This window comes from Arthrobacter sp. MDT1-49-2 (assembly GCF_059090185.1).
The window spans coordinates 1-18,312 of record NZ_JBNHFK010000011.1 but is presented as its reverse complement, the minus strand read 5'-3'; the positions used below and the strand labels follow the sequence as shown (position 1 = coordinate 18,312).

At 67.2% G+C, this 18,312-nt stretch carries 16 protein-coding genes; 5 read left to right on the top strand and 11 right to left on the bottom strand.

Going from position 1 to position 18,312, the window contains the following annotated elements; translation table 11 throughout:
• Position 1: 1 nt before the first annotated feature.
• Positions 2 to 1,912, bottom strand: a complete 1,911-nt coding sequence (locus AC5RTS_RS14625; RefSeq protein ID WP_493992741.1) for an AMP-binding protein — start codon at positions 1,910 to 1,912, stop codon at positions 2 to 4.
• 210 nt (positions 1,913 to 2,122) lie between these two features.
• Between AC5RTS_RS14625 and AC5RTS_RS14620 the strand changes: the two genes are divergently transcribed.
• From AC5RTS_RS14620 to AC5RTS_RS14605, 4 genes are read left to right on the top strand one after another with little or no spacing between them, the layout of a single operon-like run.
• Positions 2,123 to 2,809: a GntR family transcriptional regulator gene (locus tag AC5RTS_RS14620; RefSeq protein ID WP_493992740.1), complete on the top strand. Its 687-nt coding sequence runs from the start codon at positions 2,123 to 2,125 to the stop codon at positions 2,807 to 2,809.
• Positions 2,796 to 4,313 carry an MmgE/PrpD family protein gene (locus AC5RTS_RS14615; protein WP_493992739.1) on the top strand — a complete coding sequence of 506 codons (1,518 nt, stop codon included), beginning with the start codon at positions 2,796 to 2,798 and terminating at the stop codon, positions 4,311 to 4,313. The genes AC5RTS_RS14620 and AC5RTS_RS14615 overlap by 14 nt, the downstream gene beginning before the upstream one ends.
• Positions 4,314 to 5,219: a methylisocitrate lyase gene (gene prpB, locus AC5RTS_RS14610; protein ID WP_493992738.1), complete on the top strand. Its 906-nt coding sequence runs from the start codon at positions 4,314 to 4,316 to the stop codon at positions 5,217 to 5,219.
• Positions 5,220 to 5,261: 42 nt separating this feature from the next.
• Positions 5,262 to 6,395: a bifunctional 2-methylcitrate synthase/citrate synthase gene (locus AC5RTS_RS14605; protein WP_493992737.1), complete on the top strand. Its 1,134-nt coding sequence runs from the start codon at positions 5,262 to 5,264 to the stop codon at positions 6,393 to 6,395.
• 363 nt (positions 6,396 to 6,758) lie between these two features.
• Here AC5RTS_RS14605 and AC5RTS_RS14600 read toward each other — a convergent pair whose 3' ends face one another.
• The 10 genes from AC5RTS_RS14600 to AC5RTS_RS14555 all read right to left on the bottom strand — a co-directional run bounded on the left by AC5RTS_RS14600 (position 6,759) and on the right by AC5RTS_RS14555 (position 16,880).
• On the bottom strand, positions 6,759 to 7,262 hold the full coding sequence (locus AC5RTS_RS14600; protein WP_493992736.1) for an 8-oxo-dGTP diphosphatase: 504 nt from the start codon (positions 7,260 to 7,262) through the stop codon (positions 6,759 to 6,761).
• Positions 7,262 to 8,155, bottom strand: a complete 894-nt coding sequence (gene xerD / locus AC5RTS_RS14595) for a site-specific tyrosine recombinase XerD (protein ID WP_493992813.1) — start codon at positions 8,153 to 8,155, stop codon at positions 7,262 to 7,264. Before xerD ends, AC5RTS_RS14600 begins: the two co-directional genes overlap by 1 nt.
• A gap of 355 nt (positions 8,156 to 8,510) precedes the next feature.
• Positions 8,511 to 9,179, bottom strand: coding sequence for an NUDIX domain-containing protein (locus tag AC5RTS_RS14590; protein ID WP_493992735.1), 669 nt, complete (start codon positions 9,177 to 9,179; stop codon positions 8,511 to 8,513).
• A gap of 4 nt (positions 9,180 to 9,183) precedes the next feature.
• Positions 9,184 to 10,878: a CTP synthase gene (gene pyrG, locus AC5RTS_RS14585; RefSeq protein ID WP_493992734.1), complete on the bottom strand. Its 1,695-nt coding sequence runs from the start codon at positions 10,876 to 10,878 to the stop codon at positions 9,184 to 9,186.
• 82 nt (positions 10,879 to 10,960) lie between these two features.
• On the bottom strand, positions 10,961 to 12,682 hold the full coding sequence (recN, locus tag AC5RTS_RS14580; RefSeq protein WP_493992733.1) for a DNA repair protein RecN: 1,722 nt from the start codon (positions 12,680 to 12,682) through the stop codon (positions 10,961 to 10,963).
• Positions 12,679 to 13,734, bottom strand: a complete 1,056-nt coding sequence (locus AC5RTS_RS14575; protein ID WP_493992732.1) for an NAD kinase — start codon at positions 13,732 to 13,734, stop codon at positions 12,679 to 12,681. Before AC5RTS_RS14575 ends, recN begins: the two co-directional genes overlap by 4 nt.
• A 50-nt stretch (positions 13,735 to 13,784) precedes the next feature.
• Positions 13,785 to 14,636 carry a TlyA family RNA methyltransferase gene (locus tag AC5RTS_RS14570; RefSeq protein WP_493992731.1) on the bottom strand — a complete coding sequence of 284 codons (852 nt, stop codon included), beginning with the start codon at positions 14,634 to 14,636 and terminating at the stop codon, positions 13,785 to 13,787.
• Positions 14,637 to 14,638: 2 nt separating this feature from the next.
• The gene (locus tag AC5RTS_RS14565; protein ID WP_493992730.1) at positions 14,639 to 14,893 is read right to left on the bottom strand and encodes a hypothetical protein; all 255 of its coding nucleotides are present in this window, start codon (positions 14,891 to 14,893) and stop codon (positions 14,639 to 14,641) included.
• 93 nt (positions 14,894 to 14,986) lie between these two features.
• Positions 14,987 to 15,985: an HAD-IIA family hydrolase gene (locus AC5RTS_RS14560; protein ID WP_493992729.1), complete on the bottom strand. Its 999-nt coding sequence runs from the start codon at positions 15,983 to 15,985 to the stop codon at positions 14,987 to 14,989.
• Positions 15,978 to 16,880 carry a hypothetical protein gene (locus AC5RTS_RS14555; protein WP_493992728.1) on the bottom strand — a complete coding sequence of 301 codons (903 nt, stop codon included), beginning with the start codon at positions 16,878 to 16,880 and terminating at the stop codon, positions 15,978 to 15,980. The genes AC5RTS_RS14560 and AC5RTS_RS14555 overlap by 8 nt, the downstream gene beginning before the upstream one ends.
• Here AC5RTS_RS14555 and AC5RTS_RS14550 point away from each other — a divergent pair.
• Positions 16,821 to 17,945 (top strand): hypothetical protein, encoded by a 1,125-nt coding sequence (locus AC5RTS_RS14550; protein ID WP_493992727.1) that lies wholly within the window; start codon positions 16,821 to 16,823, stop codon positions 17,943 to 17,945. The genes AC5RTS_RS14555 and AC5RTS_RS14550 overlap by 60 nt on opposite strands.
• Positions 17,946 to 18,312 lie beyond the last annotated feature (367 nt).

Sequence of the window (18,312 nt, the reverse complement as noted above, 5' to 3'; positions counted from 1 at the left end):
GCTACCCGTTCGGCCGCAGCAGTGGCGTCAGGGCCTCGATCACAGCCGGATCCTCAATGGTGGAGGGCACGGTGTGCGGCACTCCGTCGGCAATCTGGCGCAAGGTCTTGCGCAGCACCTTCCCGGAGCGGGTCTTTGGCAGGGCATCCACCAGCTGCACGTCCTTGAAGTCCGCCACCGCGCCGATCCGCGAGCGCACACGCTCCACCAGTTCCTGCTGCAGCTGCGCCGCGTCCATCTCGGTGCCGGCCTTGAGAACCACGTAAGCACACGGACGCTGGCCCTTGAGCGGGTCCGCGACGCCGATCACCGCACATTCGGCGACCGCGGGATGGGAGCCCACCGCTTCCTCCATGGAGCCGGTGGACAGCCGGTGCCCGGAGACGTTGATGACGTCGTCCGTGCGGCCCATCACGTACAGGTAGCCGTCCTCGTCCAGGTAGCCGGAGTCCCCCGTGGCGTAGTACCCCTCGAAGACCTCCAGATAGGCGCTGCGGTACCGCTCGTCATTCCCCCACAGGGTGCGCAGGGTGCCCGGCGGCAGGGGCAGTTCCAGCGCTATGTTGCCCTCCGTTCCGGCAGGCACCTCGGCACCGCTTCCATCCAGGATGCGCACGGCGAATCCAGGCACCGGGACGGTGGGCGAGCCGGGTTTGACCGGCAGTTCCTCCAACCCCACGGGATTGGCGCAGATGGCCCATCCGGTCTCGGTCTGCCACCAGTGGTCGATCACCGGGACATCCAGTGCGGCCGCAGCCCACTCCAGCGTTGCCGGGTCCAGGCGCTCGCCGGCAGCAAACAGGTGCCGCAGCCGGGAAAGGTCGTACTTGACCGGTTCCGCGGCCTCCGGGTCAGCCTTCCGGATGGCGCGCAGCGCGGTGGGCGCGGTGAACAACACGTCCACGCCGTGCTCTGCCGCCACCCGCCAGAACGCGCCCGCATCCGGAGTCCCCACCGGTTTGCCCTCGAACAGAACGGTGGCGGCTCCGGCGATCAGGGGTGCGTAGACGATGTAGGAGTGGCCCACCACCCAGCCGACATCCGAGGCGGTCCACATCACCTGTCCCGGACCGACGCCGTAGATGTTCTGCATGGACCACGCCATGGCCACGGCGTGGGAACCGTTGTCCCGCACCACGCCCTTCGGTGAACCGGTGGTGCCGGAGGTGTAGAGGATGTACAGCGGGTCGCCGGCCGCCACGGAGACCGTCCCGGCCGGTTCGGCGGCAGCAGCCAGTTCCGCCCAGTCCTGCCACGAGGCTCCGCCCGCGCCGGCGAAGTCAGCCAGGGAGGAGGTGAAGCCCTTGCGCTCGGCAACGACGACGGCGTCCACCCGGTGGGTTGCCGTCTCCAGCGCTTCCGCCACGGCCGGCAGGTAGTCCACCCGGCGCTTCGGCTCCACGCCGCCGCTGGCGGTGACGATGACTTTGGGCCCGGCGTCGTCGATCCGCGCTGCCAGCTCACGGGGCGCAAAGCCGCCGAACACCACCGAGTGCACCGCGCCGAGGCGGGCGGTGGCCAGCATGGCGATCACGGCTTCGGGAATCATGGGCAGGTAAATGATGACCCGGTCTCCGGCTTCAACCCCCAGTCCGCGCAGCACCCCGGCGAAGGTTTCCACCTCGGTGAGCAGCTCGCGGTAGGAATAGGTCCGCTGCACGCCCAGCATGGCCGAATCGTAAATCAGCGCATCGGCATCGCCGCGGCCGGCCGCAACGTGCCGGTCCAGCGCGTTGTAGCTGGTATTCAGCCGGCCATCCGGGAACCAGGCATACAGCGGTGCCGCGGAAGAATCGAGTGCGAGCGCAGGCCGCACGTCCCAGTCCACCAGGGCTGCTGCCTCAAGCCAGAACCCCTCCGGGTCTGCCGTGCTGCGGGCATAGGCCCCGGCGTAGGTATTGCGCTGTGCCATGAATCCTCCTCGATCCGGTGCGGTACGCGCCATGCTACTAGCGGAGCCGGGTCGCGGCGATCCGGCGCTCGCAGGCGGCCAACCAGGACGGCAAATGTATACAGACCATCGATTCTTCTTTGAAAATGTGGTCCGGGATACACCGTTTCGCCCGATCGTGTATACACTGTGGTGAACGTAACGCAGGTATCAGACGTGAGGAGGCGCACCATGCGGGCAAGCGACCGCGCCTATGCCGCCTTGCGCCAGGACATCGTGGACTGGGAGCTGCCGCCCGGCACCGTTTTGGGGGAGGTCGAACAGTCGGCCCGGCTCGGGGTCTCACGCACTCCCCTGCGCGAAGCACTCAGCCGCCTCACCGCGGACGGATTGGCCGCACCGCACAGCGGACGCGGCGTCGTCGTCACCGGCATTTCGCTGGATACCGTGGCCGAGCTTTTCGAACTGCGCCAGGCCCTCGAGTGCAAAGCAGCGGCGCTCGCGGCCACGCGGGGAAGCGACGCCGACTTCCGGACGCTGGCCGCCCGGTTCCGTTCTGCCGGTGAACTGATCGGCGCCCCCGGCGCGGACCCCGCCGGCTATTACGCCCTGGTGGCCGAACTGGACGCGGCCATCGACTGCGCTGCGGCGAACTCCTACCTCACCCAGGCGCTGGGCAACGTGCGCCTCCATCTGGCGCGCGTCCGGCGGCTGGCCAAGGATAATCCCCGCCGCCTGCTTGAAACCGTCAGCGAGCATGCCACCATCGCCGACGCCGTGGCGTCCGGCGACCCGGAGCTGGCGGCCGCCGCCGTCGCCGTCCACCTGCATAAAAGCCTCAACCATCTTCGGTCCGCCCGGACCGGTTCCCCTGAGATCACCACCCCTGAGATAAGGACACACAGTGAACCTGCATAAAGTGCGCGTCTACCGCAGCGACGAAAAGCTGGGCCGCGAAGACCAGCTGGCCTACAAGATCGCCCAGGTGGCCGCCGATCCCGTTGACGTCACCGAAGACGTCACGGACATGGTCATCAACCGCATCATCGACAACGCCTCCGTGGCCGTCGCATCCCTGAACCGCGGACCCATTGTCGCCGCCCGCGCCCAGGCCCTCTCCTTCTCGCCCTCCGCCCACGGCAAGGGCGCCTCCGTCTTCGGTGTGCTGGCCAAGACCAGCCCCGAGTGGGCCGCCTGGGCCAACGGCGTGGCGGTACGTGAACTCGACTACCACGACACCTTCCTGGCCGCCGAGTACTCCCACCCCGGCGACAACATCCCGCCGGTTCTCGCCGTCGCCCAGCACACCGGCGCCTCCGGCAAGGACCTGATCCGCGGCATCGCCACCGGCTACGAAATCCAGGTCAACCTGGCAAAGGCCATCTGCCTGCACAAGCACAAGATCGACCACGTCGCCCACCTCGGCCCGTCCGCCGCCGCCGGCATCGGCACCCTGCTGGGCCTCGACGTCGACACCATCTTCCAGGCAGTTGGCCAGGCCCTGCACACCACCACCGCCACCCGCCAGTCGCGCAAGGGTGAGATCTCCACCTGGAAGGCCCACGCTCCGGCGTTTGCCGGCAAGATGGCCGTCGAGGCCGTGGACCGTGCCATGCGCGGCCAGACCTCCCCCACCCCCATCTACGAAGGCGAAGACGGTGTGATCGCCTGGATGCTGGACGGCCCCGACGCCGCCTACGAAGTGCCGCTGCCCGGGGAAGGCGAAGCCAAGCGCGCCATCCTGGACACCTACACCAAGGAACACTCCGCCGAGTACCAGGCCCAGGCCTGGATCGACCTGGCCCGCAAGATCCACGGCGAGCACCCCGAAGCCGCGGACCCGGCCAACGTGGAAAGCGTCCTGATCGCCACCTCGCACCACACCCACTACGTGATCGGTTCCGGCGCCAACGATCCGCAGAAGTACGATCCCACCGCCTCACGCGAAACCCTGGACCACTCCATCCCGTACATCTTCACCGTCGCCCTGCAGGACGGATCCTGGCACCATGTGGATTCCTACTCCCCCGAACGCGCCGGCCAGCCCGACACGGTGGAACTGTGGCACAAGGTCAGCACGGTGGAGGATCCGGAATGGACCCGCCGCTACCACTCGCTGGACATCAGCGAGAAGGCCTTCGGCGGCAAGGTCACCATTGTGCTGACCGACGGCACCGTGATCACCGATGAAATTGCCGTCGCCGACGCGCACCCGCTCGGCGCCAAGCCGTTTGCCCGCGAGCAGTACATCAACAAGTTCCGCACCCTGGCCCAGGGGCTGGTCTCCGAGGAGGAGATCGAGCGCTTCCTGGCCACCGTGCAGCGCCTGCCCGAACTGGCTGCCGGCGAACTGGACCAGCTGAACATCACGGCCGCCGACGGCGTTATCAACCCGGCCGCTGCACCGAAGGGACTCTTCTAAATGCTGTACTCCTCCGTAACCCCCGAAGCCAAGCGGATCGCCTTCCGCGAAGGACTGGCCTCCGGCACCCTGCAGCAGTTCCCGGGCGCCTTCAACCCGCTCTCGGCCCGCCTCATCGAGGAAAAGGGCTTCGACGGCGTCTACATCTCCGGCGCCGTCCTGGCCAATGACCTGGGCCTGCCGGACATCGGGCTGACCACCCTCACCGAGGTGGCCACCCGTGCCGGGCAGATTGCGCGGATGACCGATCTGCCCGCCATTGTCGACGCCGACACCGGCTTCGGTGAGCCGATGAACGTGGCCCGGACCATCCAGGAACTCGAGAACGCCGGCCTGGCGGGCTGCCACATCGAGGACCAGTTCAACCCCAAGCGCTGCGGCCACCTGGACGGCAAGAACGTGGTGGACACCGAGACCGCGGTCAAGCGCATCCGTGCCGCTGCGGACGCCCGTCGCGACCCGAATTTCCTGATCATGGCCCGCACCGACATCCGCGCCGTGGACGGGCTCGAAGCCGCCCAGGACCGCGCCCGGGCGCTGGTGGAGGCCGGCGCCGATGCGATCTTCCCCGAAGCGATGAAATCGCTGGAGGAATTCGCAGCGATCCGCGCCGCCGTCGACGTACCGATCCTGGCCAACATGACCGAGTTCGGCAAGAGCGAGCTGTTCACCTATGAAGAGCTCGCCTCGGTGGGCGTCAACATGGTGATCTACCCGGTCACCCTGCTCCGCAGCGCCATGGGTGCAGCCGAGCGGACACTGGAAACCATCAAGGCGCACGGCACGCAGGAGTCCGATGTGCCCAACATGCTCACACGTGCACGTTTGTACGATCTGGTGGATTATGAGGCGTACAACCACTTCGACACGTCCGTTTTCAACTTCCAGGTTCCGGGCACCCACTAGAACCGGCCAGGCATTAACCGCACGACGAAGGAGTCAGCACCAATGACAGAACCCCAGATCCATAAGGGCCTGGCGGGGGTACTCGTAGACACCACCCGCATATCCAAGGTCAACCCGGAGACCAACTCCCTGCTCTACCGCGGCTATCCGGTGCAGGAACTCGCCGCCCGGTGCAGCTTCGAAGAAGTGGCCTACCTGCTCTGGAACGGCGAGCTGCCCACCGAGGCAGAGCTGGCCGAGTTCAGCGAAGGGGAACGTGCCCAGCGTGCCCTCACCCCCGAGCTGAAGGCCGTCATCGACGCACTGCCGGTGACCTGCCACCCCATGGACGTCTGCCGCACCGCGGCGTCCGTCCTGGGCGCCTCGCATGAGCTGGCTGAGGATTCATCGGTCCAGGCCAACATGGACAAGGCAGTCGGCCTGTTCGCCGCCATGCCCGCCGTCGTCGCCTACGACCAGCGCCGCCGCCGCGGCCAGGACCTCGTGGAGCCCCGCGAGGACCTGGGCTACTCGGCCAACTTCCTCTGGATGACGTTCGGCGAGGAAGCCGCCCCCGAGGTGGTGGAGGCGTTCAACGTCTCGATGATCCTGTACGCGGAGCACTCCTTCAACGCGTCCACCTTCACCGGCCGCGTGATCACCTCCACGCTCTCGGACCTGCACTCGGCAGTCACCGGTGCCATCGGTGCGCTCAAGGGCCCACTGCACGGCGGCGCCAACGAGGCGGTCATGCACACGTTCGAAGAGATCACGCAGAGCGCGGCCGACGGCGACGTCGCAGCCCACGCTGCCGCGTGGCTCGATGATGCGCTGGAACAGAAGAAGAAGATCATGGGCTTCGGCCACCGGGTCTACAAGAACGGCGATTCCCGGGTGCCGACCATGAAGGCGTCCCTGGACAACATGGTCAAGTACTACGACCGGCCGGACCTGGGCGACCTGTATACGGCGCTGGAATCGGCCATGGGTGAGCGCAAGAACATCCTGCCGAACCTGGATTACCCGGCAGGACCGGCCTACCACCTGATGGGCTTTGATACGCCCACGTTCACGCCGCTGTTTGTTGCGGCGCGGATTACCGGGTGGACGGCGCACATCATGGAGCAGCTCGAAGCCAACTCCCTGATCCGGCCGCTGAGCGAGTACAACGGCCCGGAGGAGCGGCACCTGCCGTAGGGTTCACGCCCTCCCGACTGGCACCTACGGGGCCCCGGAACGGCGGCAACGAAATTCCCCGCTCGCAGAGCTCGCAGGGAATATTAAAGCCGCCTTATCCGGGGTCCCCTCTGCGTCCCGGCGGGCACAGGGCACAGGGCGCACAGGGTCGATCCTGTCCGCTGCCGGTAGCCATCCGTCCACGGCCGGGGAAAGGGTGGCCATGGCCATGGCCATGGCCAAGGAATACCCCACGCCGGCGTGCCGTCAGGAACTTCAGGCTCAGAAGGTGCCGCCTACCGGCGGGCCCGTGCAACCGGAACCGCCCTCCTTCCGGCCCGGAGCAACGCCGCCGGAAACGCCGTCTGGGAAAGCAGCCGCGGTTTAGGAAAAAACGATGTTTGCCACGTTCACGTTGTCGTCCGCGATGGTGACCACTGCATTGAAATAGTCCCCGGCCAGCAGACGGGGCATCCAGAGGGCCGAGTCGGGCCACATCCGCTCGTAGGGCATCCCGGCGGCCGGATACCAGGCCGGAAGGATCTCGTCGGTCTCCACGGGTTCGCCGTCCCAGCGGTGCGTCCGGAACAGCACGGTGGACATGTCCAGGGCGGGGGCGGCGGGGAAGATCCATTCGATGGTCCCGGCCCGGAGCAGGTCCTGTTCGGCGACGACGACGCCGGACTCTTCCTCCACCTCGCGGACGGCTGCCTGCTCGGGGGTTTCCCCCGCTTCGATGTGTCCGCCGAGGGTGACCACCCGGCCGAGGCCGAAGCCGGTCTTTTTCAGGCCCATCAGGACCTGCGACATGCCCTGCTCCCCCTCACGGAACAGGAAGCACAGGACGACGGGGGACGCCCGAAAGGCCTGCACTTCGCCGGCAGGCATTACAGGGCCCGGGGGTGGGCTGCGGCGTAGACCTCGCGCAGGGTCTCGGCCGTGACCAGGGTGTAGACCTGCGTGGTGGTGACCGAGGCATGGCCGAGCAGTTCCTGGACCACGCGGACATCGGCACCGCCTTCGAGCAGGTGCGTCGCAAAGGAGTGGCGGAGGGTGTGCGGCGACACGTCGCGGCCGATGTCTGCCTTCTCCGCGGCGTTCTTGAGGATGGTCCAGGCACTCTGCCGGGACAGCCTGCCGCCTCTGGCATTCAGGAACAGCGCCGGTGTGCCCTTGCCCTTGGCCGAAGCCGCAGGCCGGCCGCGCACCAGATAGTCATCCAGTGCCCGGGCGGCATAGGAGCCCAGCGGGACCAGGCGTTCCTTGGAGCCCTTGCCGAAAAGCCGCACGACGTCCGGGCCCTTCGCCGGAATGCGTTCCAGGGACAGGTCATCCACATCCAGGCCCACGGCCTCACTGATGCGGGCCCCGGTCGAGTACAGGAACTCCAGCAGGGCACGGTCGCGCAGCCCGGACGGGGTATCCAGGGACACGGCTTCGAGGATGCGGGTGACTTCACTGACGCTGATGGCCTTGGGCAGGCGTTTGCCCGGCATCGGCGGATGCACGTCGGACGCCGGATCGGCGGCGGTCATTCCTTCCAGCGCCCAGAAGCGGTGCAGCCCGCGCACCGCGACGATGGTCCGGGCCGCCGAGCGCACGCTCAGCGCAGACGCACCGTCGGATCCTTCGGAAATCGACTGGGCGAAGGCGGTGACATCGTGCCGGGAGATGCGGGTAATGTCCTCCACTCCCCTGGCCGCCAGGAAGCGGGCGTAGCGCAGCAGGTCGCGGCGGTAGGCATCCAGCGTATTGACGGCCAGGCCGCGTTCCACGGCCATGTGCTGCAGGTAGGCGCCGATGGCCCGGCCTGCGGGGGTGGAGCGGAGCTCTTCGGCGGCCGCGTGGGACGTCGCGGCACGGGACCTGGCCGGGGCCTTGGCCGCCTGCTTGGCGGCGGTCCGGGTCCTGGGTTCGGTTGCCGGCGCCCCCTCGGGTGCGGGGTCCGCCGTGCGGGGTGTGTGGGAGGGGCCGGTCCGGTCCAGCTCGGCCAGGTCGGCGTCCCGCAGCCGCCGGGCAGCTTCGGAGTCCAGATCCAGTTTGAGGGTGGGGTTCAGGGACCCGCTCAGATCGATGGCGACGGTGTCGTTGCTGTTCCCCGGTGAGGCGTCAGCGGTGGTCATGCCTGGTTCCTAGCTAGCGCACCGGGCCGTTGGCCCAGGTGGAATGCTGCGAATGGTGCTCGGGCCACGGGGCGTCGGCCGGACGCAGGTCCCGGAAGCCGTTGCTACGTGCGACGGCGGCCGCGAGGACCGCAGCCACGGCGGAGGGGCTGTGCATCCTCCCCTGCAGTGCTGCCTGCACGGCATCATCCAGGTCCACCCACTCGACCTTGATCTCGGCTTCTTCATGGGTCCTGGTGTGACGCTCCGGGACGGGGACTTCGGAGATGCCGCGGGCCAGATAAATCCGCAGGGCTTCGCGGGAGGATCCCGGCGACAGGAACAGATCGGTCAGGACCTGCCATTCCGAAGCCACGAGGTCTGCTTCCTCCGCCAGTTCGCGGGCGGCGCCGACTTGGAAGTCCTCGCCGTCCACATCCAGCAGGCCGGCCGGGATTTCCCACAGGGTCATCCGCACCGGGTGCCGGTACTGGTTGATCAGCAGCACCCGACCGGCGTCGTTCATGGCCAGGATGGCCACGGCACCGGGGTGGGTGATGTAGTCACGGACGAGGGGCTCGCCGTCGTCGGTCAGGGTGAACTTCTCCTTGACCACGTCCCACACCGGACCGCTGTACACCGTTTCCGATGCCAGCAGCCGCCGCGGGCTTTGTTCGTCAGCGAACCCCTGCGTCCCTGCCATGGTGCTAGGCCTTGGCCTTCTGGTGGGCCAGGGCAGCCTTGACGAGTCCGGCGAAGAGCGGGTGCGGACGCGTCGGGCGGGAGCTGAGCTCCGGATGTGCCTGCGTGGAAACGTAGTACGGGTGCACGTCGGCGGGAAGCTCGACGAACTCCACCAGGCCGCCGTCGGTGGTGGTTCCGGAGAACACCAGGCCGGCGTCGGCGATCTGGTCGCGGTACTGGTTGTTGACCTCGTAGCGGTGGCGGTGACGTTCCGCCACCTCGGTCTTGCCGTAGGTCTTGGCAACCACGGATTCCGGTTCCAGCTTGGCGTCCCAGAGGCCCAGGCGCATGGTGCCGCCCATATCGCCGCTGCCGGCGACAATGTCCTTCTGCTCGGCCATGGTGGCGATGACGGGGTACTGGGTATCCGGCTCGAACTCCGAGGAGGACGCGCCTTCCAGGCCCACCACGTTGCGGGCGTATTCAATGACCATGCACTGCAGGCCCAGGCACAGGCCCAGCGTCGGGAGCTTATTTTCCCGGGCGTAGGTCAGGGCGCCGAGTTTGCCTTCAAGGCCGCGGATACCGAAACCGCCGGGAACGCAGATGGCGTCCGCGCCGGCCAGTGCCTGCGCGGCGCCTTCGGGCGTGGCGCAGTCATCGGAGGGAACCCAGCGGATTTTGACCTTGGCCTTGTTCGCGAAGCCGCCGGCCCGCAGGGCCTCGGTCACGGACAGGTAGGCATCGGGCAGGTCCACGTACTTGCCCACCAGGGCAATGTCCACGTGGTGCTTCGGGTTGTGCACGGCTTCAAGCAGGCGGTCCCACTTGGTCCAGTTGACGTCCTTGAACTTCAGGTCCAGGTGCTGGACGATGTACGCGTCCAGGCCCTGGGAGTGAAGGGTCTTGGGGATGTCGTAGATGCTCGGGGCATCCGGGCAACCGATCACTGCATCAACGTCGACGTCGCACATGCGGCCGATCTTGTTGCGCATGGCATCCGGCACCGGGCGGTCCGAGCGGATGACGATGGCGTCCGGCTGGATGCCGATGGAGCGCAGGGCAGCCACGGAGTGCTGGGTGGGCTTGGTCTTCAGTTCCTGCGACGGACCGATGTACGGGACCAGGGAGACGTGGAGGAAGAAGACGTTGTTGCGGCCGATGTCCTGGCGGACCTGGCGGGCTGCCTCGAGGAACGGCTGGGACTCGATGTCGCCGACCGTGCCGCCGATTTCGGTGATGATGACATCGGGGGTCTTCTTCGCCTCGGAGGGCAGGCGCATCCGGCGCTTGATCTCGTCGGTGATGTGCGGAATGACCTGGACCGTGTCACCGAGGTATTCGCCGCGGCGTTCCTTGGCGATGACCGTGGAGTACACCTGGCCGGTGGTTACGTTGGCGGAGCCGTCGAGGCTCTCGTCAAGGAACCGCTCGTAGTGTCCGATGTCGAGGTCAGTCTCGGCACCGTCGTCGGTCACGAAGACCTCACCGTGCTGGAAGGGGTTCATTGTGCCCGGATCCACATTCAAGTAGGGATCGAGCTTCTGCATGGTCACCGCTATGCCGCGCGACCTCAACAGATGGCCGAGACTTGACGCTGTCAGTCCCTTACCGAGTGAGGACGCCACGCCACCGGTGACGAAGATGTGTTTGGTCGTAGAAGACGACTTGGGAAACCTGGAATTTGATCGCTGCACCACGGAGTTCGAGCCTATCACCTTTTGTCGTTTCGGGTTTGACCTGGACTGGAATTCTGACCGCTGCCGCTGCCCGGCGGGGTTCGGGCGGGAGTTGGCCGGGTCATTGGAGATGCCCCGCTGAGCCCAGCAGCTCCTCGGCATGGGCACGGGCCGATGCCGAGTCTTCCTGGCCGGCAAGCATGCGGGCCAGTTCCTTGATCCGCTCCTCCTGGCCCAGTACCCGCACATCGCTCGCGGTGACACCTGAGCCGTCGTCGGCAGCGGTTGAGGTCTTAATCACGCGGATGTGGTGATCGGCGAAGGCTGCCACCTGCGGAAGGTGGGTCACCACGATCACCTGGACGTGCTTGGCCAGCATGGCCAGGCGCCGTCCGATTTCGACGGCGGCTTTACCGCCCACGCCGGCGTCAACCTCGTCGAAGATGAAGGTGGGCACCGGGTCCACGGCCGCCAGGACCACTTCGATGGCAAGCATCACCCGGGAGAGCTCGCCGCCGGAGGCTCCCTTGCCCAGCGGGCGGGCGGGTGCGCCGGGGTGCGGGGCCAGCAGGAAGGCGATGGTGTCCGCGCCGTACGGCCCGGGCTCCCCCGCGGGCTCAACCTCAATGACCAGGTTGGCGTCCTTCATGGCGAGGGCTGTGAGTTCGTCACTGACCCGCCGGGACAGCTCCGCTGCCGCGTCGGTGCGCAATTTGGTGAGGGCCGCACCGCTGGTGTCCAGCTGTTCGCCGAGTGCCGTTATTTCCGCCTCGAGGGCTTCGATCCGGGTGTCGTCGGAGCTGAGCTCGGCCAGCCGTTTGGCGCTTTCGGCGCCCCATTCGAGCACACCGTCGATGGAGGGCGCGTACTTGCGGACCAGGCCGGCCAGGTCGGCACGGCGGGACTCCACCTCTGCCAGCCGTTCAGGCCCCTCGGAATCCAGCGATGCACCGTAGCTGGCCAGTTCAGTGGCAATGTCCGCGAGGATGTAGCCGACTTCCGCCAGCCGCTGGGCTGCCGAGGCCAGGGCCGGGTCATGCTCGCCGGCGGATTCAAGCTGGCGCTTGGCGGCGTCCACCAGTGAGGTGGCATCACCACCGTCCGCGAAGTCGTCTGCAATCAGGGCGGCATGCGCACCTGCTGCCGCGGTCCGCAGTTCCTCCAGATTGCCCAGGCGCATGGCCTCGGATTTGAGGCTTTCATCCTCCCCGGGCTGCGGGTCCACCGCTTCAATTTCCTCCAGCGAAGCCGTCAGGTATTCGGCCTCGCGGAGCCGGTCCCGTGCCTGGTCCCGGAGGTCGGCCAGTTCCTTGGCGGCGGCACGCCAGCGGGCATAGGCCTCCCGGTAGGATCCGAGCTCTGCGGCCAGCGGCGCTCCGGCGTACTTGTCCAGGGCTTCCCGCTGCGCTGCAGCGCTCTTCAGCCGCAGCTGGTCCGTCTGCCCGTGAACCACCACAAGGTGCTCCCCCACCTGGGCGAGCACGCCCACCGGCGCGGACCTCCCGCCCACGTGGGCCCGGCTGCGTCCGTCGGCGTTGACGGTGCGGACCAGGGTAAGTTCCGCGGCGCCGTCGTAGTCCTCAAGTTCGGCGCCTGCCTCGGCAGCGCGCAGGGCTGCCGGGCTCTGCGGGTCCACATGGACCAGCGCTTCGGCGACGGCGGATTTGGCACCGATGCGTACCGCCCCGGCATCGGAGCGGGCGCCGAGCAGCAGCCCCAGGGCGGTGATGACCATGGTCTTACCGGCACCGGTCTCGCCGGTCACCACGGTAAAGCCGGGCCCCAGGTTCAGGGTGGCGTCGGTAATGACGCCCAGGTCCCTGATCCGGATTTCCTCAATCATTCGACAAAGCCTCCGCGGTCCGTCACTGCGTTATCGGTAGCTGCACTCTCGGGGCTTCCGGCTCCCGCTCCGGCCGTCTCCTCACGGCTTCCATCCCTGCGGGCTGCATCAGGGCGGCCTGGGCTCAGGTCGGTTCCCGCCGCCGGGGCCGCTGCCGGCCCGCGCCAGCCGTGGGTCGGCAGCTGGAATTTGCGGACCAGGCGTTCGGAGAACGGGGTGAGGTGGGTGCGGGCCAGCCGCACCGGCGTTTGGGAACGTGTCACCTCCACCCGGGAGCCCGGGGGAAGGTCGAGGCTGCGCCTGCCGTCGCACCAGAGCACACCGGAGGCGTCCGTACGGGTCAGGATTTCCACGGCGAGCACGGAGGTGGGTGCCACCACCAGCGGCTTGGCGAAGAGGGCATGGGCGCTGATGGGTGCCAGGAGCAATGCCTCGACTTCGGGCCACACCACGGGGCCGCCGGCGGAAAAGGCGTACGCCGTGGAGCCGGTGGGAGTTGCCAGCACCACCCCGTCGCATCCGAAGGAGCTGATGGGGCGGGCATCTACTTCGATAACCACCTCGAGCATGCGCTGCCGATCGGCTTTCTCCACGGCGGCCTCATTGAGCGCCCACGTGTGGGCGATGAGGTTGTTGCTGTGCCAGACCTTGACGTCAATGGTCATACGTTCTTCGACTGTGTAGGCCCGTTCCACCACCCAGTGGACGGTCTGGGCCAGATCCGCGCGTTCGCTTTCCGCCAGGAAACCCACGTGGCCCAGGTTCACGCCCAGCAGCGGAACGCTGGTGCCGCGGACCAGTTCCGCAGCGCGGAGGATCGTGCCGTCGCCACCGAGCACCATGCCCAGGTCAACGTCGGTCAGGGCTACGTCTTCGTCGAGGATTTCGGTAGGTGCGGTGAGGACGCCGTATTCGGCCTGGATATCCTCCAAATCGCGGCGGCGCATAACCGGGATCAGGCCCGACGAATGCAGCTGGGTGCAGGCCTCCTGGGCAGCGGTCATGGCGGCCCGCCGTCCCGTGTGGGCCAAAACCAATATCCGTCTGCTCATCTGCGCCTTCATCCTCGTCGTTTGTCGGTGTCCTGTGACGCGTCCATCCGTCAGTCTTCTACGGCAGACTCCTCCACCGCAAACCCGCTGAACCCAGCGAACGCCTCACCAACCACCTGTGCCGCGGCTGTATCCGCCGAACCGGTATCGGGCCGGGCTTCGGCGGGCTCCGGAACCTGCAGCCACATAAAGAACTCAACGTTCCCGTCCTGGCCGGGCAGCGGACTGGGTGCTATGCCGCCGATTCGCAACCCCGCCGCCATGGCAGCGGCCGCCACCCGGGTCACGGCCTGCCGGTGCCTGACGGGGTCAGTGACCACGCCGGTGCGGTTCAGGTTCTCCCGTCCGACTTCGAACTGCGGTTTGACCATCAGCAGCAGGTTCCCGCCGGGGCGGGTGGCCGCTGCCAGCGGACCCACCACCATGGTGAGGGAAATGAAGGACAGGTCACCTACTGTCAGGTCTACCGTGCCGCCGATATCCCCGGGGTCCAGGTAGCGCACGTTCATGCCCTCGTAGACGCTGACCCGCGGATCCTGCCGGAGCTGGTCCACCAACTGGCCGTGGCCAACATCCACGGCGGCAACATGGGCCGCACCCGAACGCAGCAGTACGTCAGTGAATCCCCCGGTGGAGGCGCCGGCATCGAGGCAGCGCGCCCCGGAGGCCCGGACGGCCGGAAAGGCTGCCAGGGCGCCTGCCAGCTTGTGTCCGGCACGGCTGACATAGTCCGGCTGGCCGTCATCGAGCACGGAGAGTTGGTCCTCCGGACTTACCGGCGCAGAGGCCTTGTTGGCCGGCCGGCCCGCACGCAGTACCCGGCCCGCGGCGATGAGCTTGGCGGCCTGGGTCCGCGACCGTGCGAGGCCGCGGGTCACCAGCTCCTGATCCAATCTGGGCATGCTCAGCGCGCGTCCTTTGCTGGTCCAGGCACCGGTGACTCCGGCGGTGTGTCCCCTTCATCGTTTAATGCGGCCAGCAGCCCGTCATGCAGGTCTGAGTACATCTGCCCGTGCGTGGAGACCGGGGCGTCGTCCAGCGCCGACAGTTCATCCAGCAGGGAATCCACGGCAGCGTCGCCGGTGGGGACCGGAGGCTGCAGCCGTGGATCCGATGCTGCAGGTATCCCTGATGCAGGCTGCACTGATTCAAACTGCACTGATTCAGGCTGCGCCGATTCAGGCTGCGCCGATTCAAACAACGGACTTCCTCCTGCGGCTGCGGTAGAACGGGTGGGACTGCTGGCACAAGCCTAGCTGCGGGGTGTGACACTCCAGCGGATCTCCGGAGCCAGGGCTGCTTCGGCGTCCGGGTAGGCGGCCCACCATGCCGCGCAGGCAGCACGCCAGCTGTCCAGATCGGAGGAGTCGCCGGTGATCAGCACTGCCGTCCCCTCCACCCGGGCGCTGGCGTCTCCGCAGCTGTACCTGTCGCCGTCCCGTACCGGTTGCCGGTACGGCTCGAAAAGCGCTGAGAGGTTCTCCACGATGTACACCGGGCGTTCCGGAGTGCGCGCTGCAAGGGCGGTCATGGGCGTATCGACGCCGGTCAGCACCAGCGCGGTGTCAAAGCCGGCGTTGGTCCCGCCCAGGATGTCGGTATCCAGCCGGTCCCCCACCACCAGCGGGCGTTCAACGCCCATGTGGTGCGCCGCCGTCGTAAAGAGAGGCGCCTCCGGTTTGCCGGCTACGAAGGGAACGCGTCCCGTCGCGGCGCCGACTGCGGCCACCAGGGTGCCGTTGCCGGGAGCAATGCCGCGGGCCTGCGGAATGGACATATCGGTGTTGGTCGCCACCCAGACGGCGCCCCTGCCGACGGCGAAGGCGGCCTCCGCCAAATCCTTCCATCCCAGCCCGGGGTCGAACCCCTGGATGACGGCGTCCGGTTCGTCGTCGGCCGAGTCAACACACACCAGCCCTTGGGCTTCCACGGCCGCGCGCAGGGTGGCACTGCCCGTAACCAGGACCCTGGCACCGGCGTGCACCTTGGCTGCGAGCAGTTCGGCTCCGGCCTGCGCGGACCCGAAGACGTTTTCCGCCGTGGCGGGCGCTCCGAGTTCGCGCAGGTGTGCCGCCACGGTCTCCGAGGAGCGCGAGGCGTTGTTGGTGATGTAGGCAAGCCGGACCGGGGAGTCCGCCACCCTGGTTAGCGCCTCTACGGCGCCGGGGATGGCGTGCGGGCCGGCGTAGACCACGCCGTCCAGGTCGGAGAAGACCGCGTCGTAACCCGAGACCAGCGAGGAATCAGTCATCGATACGCGACTGTTCCGTCTCGTCGGCGTCTTCGCGGGCGGTGTCCTCGTCGTCGTCGTCATCCATGGAGAAGTCGCTCACAACAACCTCCACGTCATCGTCGATGTCACCGTCCTCGGTCAACAGGCCTTCCTGCTCATCACTGGGCAGCGCATCGGCGTCATCCGCGGGTTCAACGACGGAGTTGTCCTTAGGGGCAGAGTCCTCGTCCGCGGCGAAGTAGGCACCGGAGCGGTCCTCACGGCGCTCGGAGCGCTGCTCCTTGCGTTCCTCCTCCGGAGCCAGATCGAAGATCTCCGGTTCGGCGAAGTCTCCCATGCCCAGGGCGCTGTCGGCACGCAGTGCCTGCTTGCGCCAGATCTCGGCTTCCTCATTGCGGCCTGCCAGCTCCAGGGCGTCTGCGTAGGCGCGGAACAGGCGGGGGCTGAATGAGAAGGCCCGGTTACGGTCCAGCTGCGGAATCTCCAAGGCAGTCACAGCGGCCTCGTACTGCTCCATGTCCATGCGTGCACCGGAGGCAACAATAGCCAGGTCCACCTGGCCTGCAGTATCCAGACCCTTGGCGTCCTCGGACCGGACAAGGTCCAGCGCCCGCTCCGGATGGCCCAAACCGCGTTCGCAGTCGGCCATCATCGGCAGGTAGTCGTTGGACCCGCTGATGCGGCGGTAGGTACGGAACTCACGGAGGGCTTCACCAAAGTGCCCGGCTGCGTAAGCGGTCAGGCCCACTGCCTCGCGGACAACGGCCATACGTCCGCCGCGCCGGCTGGCGGCGAGGGCGTGCTGGAACGCGAGCTCCGGCTCGTCGTCGATCAGGCGTCCGGCCATCACCAGGTGCTTGGAAACCCATTCACCGTTGACCTCTTCGAGGTTGCGAAGCTGGGCGCGAGTCACCTTGTCCAGTTCCTGTCCGGTAACGTCCTCATCGATTTCCGGCGAACGCTCCCGGTCCGGCCGGTTGGCGCTGCGCAGATCCTTGGCGTTACGGGGCCGCGGCGCAGCCGGGGCATCGTCCCGGCCAAATGCGGGACGGGCCGAGCCCTGCGAAGGGCGGTCTCCACGCGGCGGACGGCTGTCCCGCTGGGGACGGTCATCACGGCTAAACGGCTTACGGCCAGCGGATGCACCGCGGTCACCAAACGGCTTACGCTCACCGTCACGGGACGGACGGCTATCCCGCTGCGGACGGTCATCACGATTGAAAGGCTTACGCTCACCGTCCCGCTGCGGGCGGTCGTCACGCGAGAACGGCTTACGCTCGTCGCGGTTGAACGGTTTACGCTCCCCGTCGCGAGCCGGGCGCTCATCACGGCTAAACGGCTTACGGCCAGCGGATGCACCGCGGTCACCAAACGGTTTACGCTCACCATCGCGCTGGGAGCGGTCATCACGCGAGAACGGCTTACGCTCATCGCGGTTGAACGGTTTACGCTCCCCGTCGCGAGCCGGGCGCTCATCACGGCTAAACGGCTTACGGCCGGCAGATGCACCGCGGTCACCAAACGGCTTACGCTCACCGTCACGGGACGGACGGCTATCCCGCTGCGGACGATCATCACGCGAGAACGGCTTACGCTCATCGCGGTTAAAAGGCTTACGCTCACCATCACGCTGAGGGCGACCATCACGGCTGAACGGCTTACGCTCGTCGCGGTTGAACGGTTTACGCTCGCCGTCGCGAGCCGGGCGCTCATCACGGCTAAACGGCTTACGGCCGGCAGATGCACCGCGGTCACCAAACGGCTTACGCTCACCGTCACGGGACGGACGGCTATCCCGCTGCGGACGATCATCACGCGAGAACGGCTTACGCTCGTTGGAGCCGGAGCGCTGGCCGCCGCCAGCCGGCTTCCGGTCTTCCCAGCGCTTGGGCGCATTACGGTCATTGGTGGCGGGGCGGCCCTGGGCGTCCCGGCGCGGAGCGCCGCTTCGGTTCTGGTCCCTGTTGTTCTGCTCTGACATGCTGGCTAGTTCCTCTCGTCGTGAGCCGACCAACGGAATTTACTGCAGTCGCTCGTCACTATGTACCTGTAATGGAGATGTAAAAGTTTAGGGAGGCGCTTAACGCCTCAGAGTAATTCTAGTGCAGCGCACCCTCCGCCACCGATTCCCCGGCCACCGACGCCGGTCCAATCGAGGTGATACTCAGCACCCAAGGGTGCCGGCACGCTGCCCGGAGCCGAAATAAGCCAGGCAAGCCCGGGCCGTTTTCCGGTCCTGGCGGGGCTGGGTTCGCGGGTTAAACAGGTGAGGGCCCCGCAACCATGCGGGGCCCTCAACCATCAAATTTTGTCCGGCGGTGACCTACTCTCCCACATCCTCCCGG

What these genes read in the sequence shown, in the direction of transcription:
- AC5RTS_RS14625 (WP_493992741.1), bottom strand. Translation starts at nt 1,912, where the DNA reads ATGGCACAGCGCAATACCTACGCCGGGGCCTATGCCCGCAGCACGGCA.
- AC5RTS_RS14620 (WP_493992740.1), top strand. Translation starts at nt 2,123, where the DNA reads ATGCGGGCAAGCGACCGCGCCTATGCCGCCTTGCGCCAGGACATCGTG.
- prpB (WP_493992738.1), top strand. Translation starts at nt 4,314, where the DNA reads ATGCTGTACTCCTCCGTAACCCCCGAAGCCAAGCGGATCGCCTTCCGC.
- AC5RTS_RS14605 (WP_493992737.1), top strand. Translation starts at nt 5,262, where the DNA reads ATGACAGAACCCCAGATCCATAAGGGCCTGGCGGGGGTACTCGTAGAC.
- AC5RTS_RS14600 (WP_493992736.1), bottom strand. Translation starts at nt 7,262, where the DNA reads ATGCCTGCCGGCGAAGTGCAGGCCTTTCGGGCGTCCCCCGTCGTCCTG.
- xerD (WP_493992813.1), bottom strand. Translation starts at nt 8,155, where the DNA reads ATGGCCGTGGAACGCGGCCTGGCCGTCAATACGCTGGATGCCTACCGC.
- AC5RTS_RS14590 (WP_493992735.1), bottom strand. Translation starts at nt 9,179, where the DNA reads ATGGCAGGGACGCAGGGGTTCGCTGACGAACAAAGCCCGCGGCGGCTG.
- recN (WP_493992733.1), bottom strand. Translation starts at nt 12,682, where the DNA reads ATGATTGAGGAAATCCGGATCAGGGACCTGGGCGTCATTACCGACGCC.
- AC5RTS_RS14575 (WP_493992732.1), bottom strand. Translation starts at nt 13,734, where the DNA reads ATGAGCAGACGGATATTGGTTTTGGCCCACACGGGACGGCGGGCCGCC.
- AC5RTS_RS14570 (WP_493992731.1), bottom strand. Translation starts at nt 14,636, where the DNA reads ATGCCCAGATTGGATCAGGAGCTGGTGACCCGCGGCCTCGCACGGTCG.
- AC5RTS_RS14560 (WP_493992729.1), bottom strand. Translation starts at nt 15,985, where the DNA reads ATGACTGATTCCTCGCTGGTCTCGGGTTACGACGCGGTCTTCTCCGAC.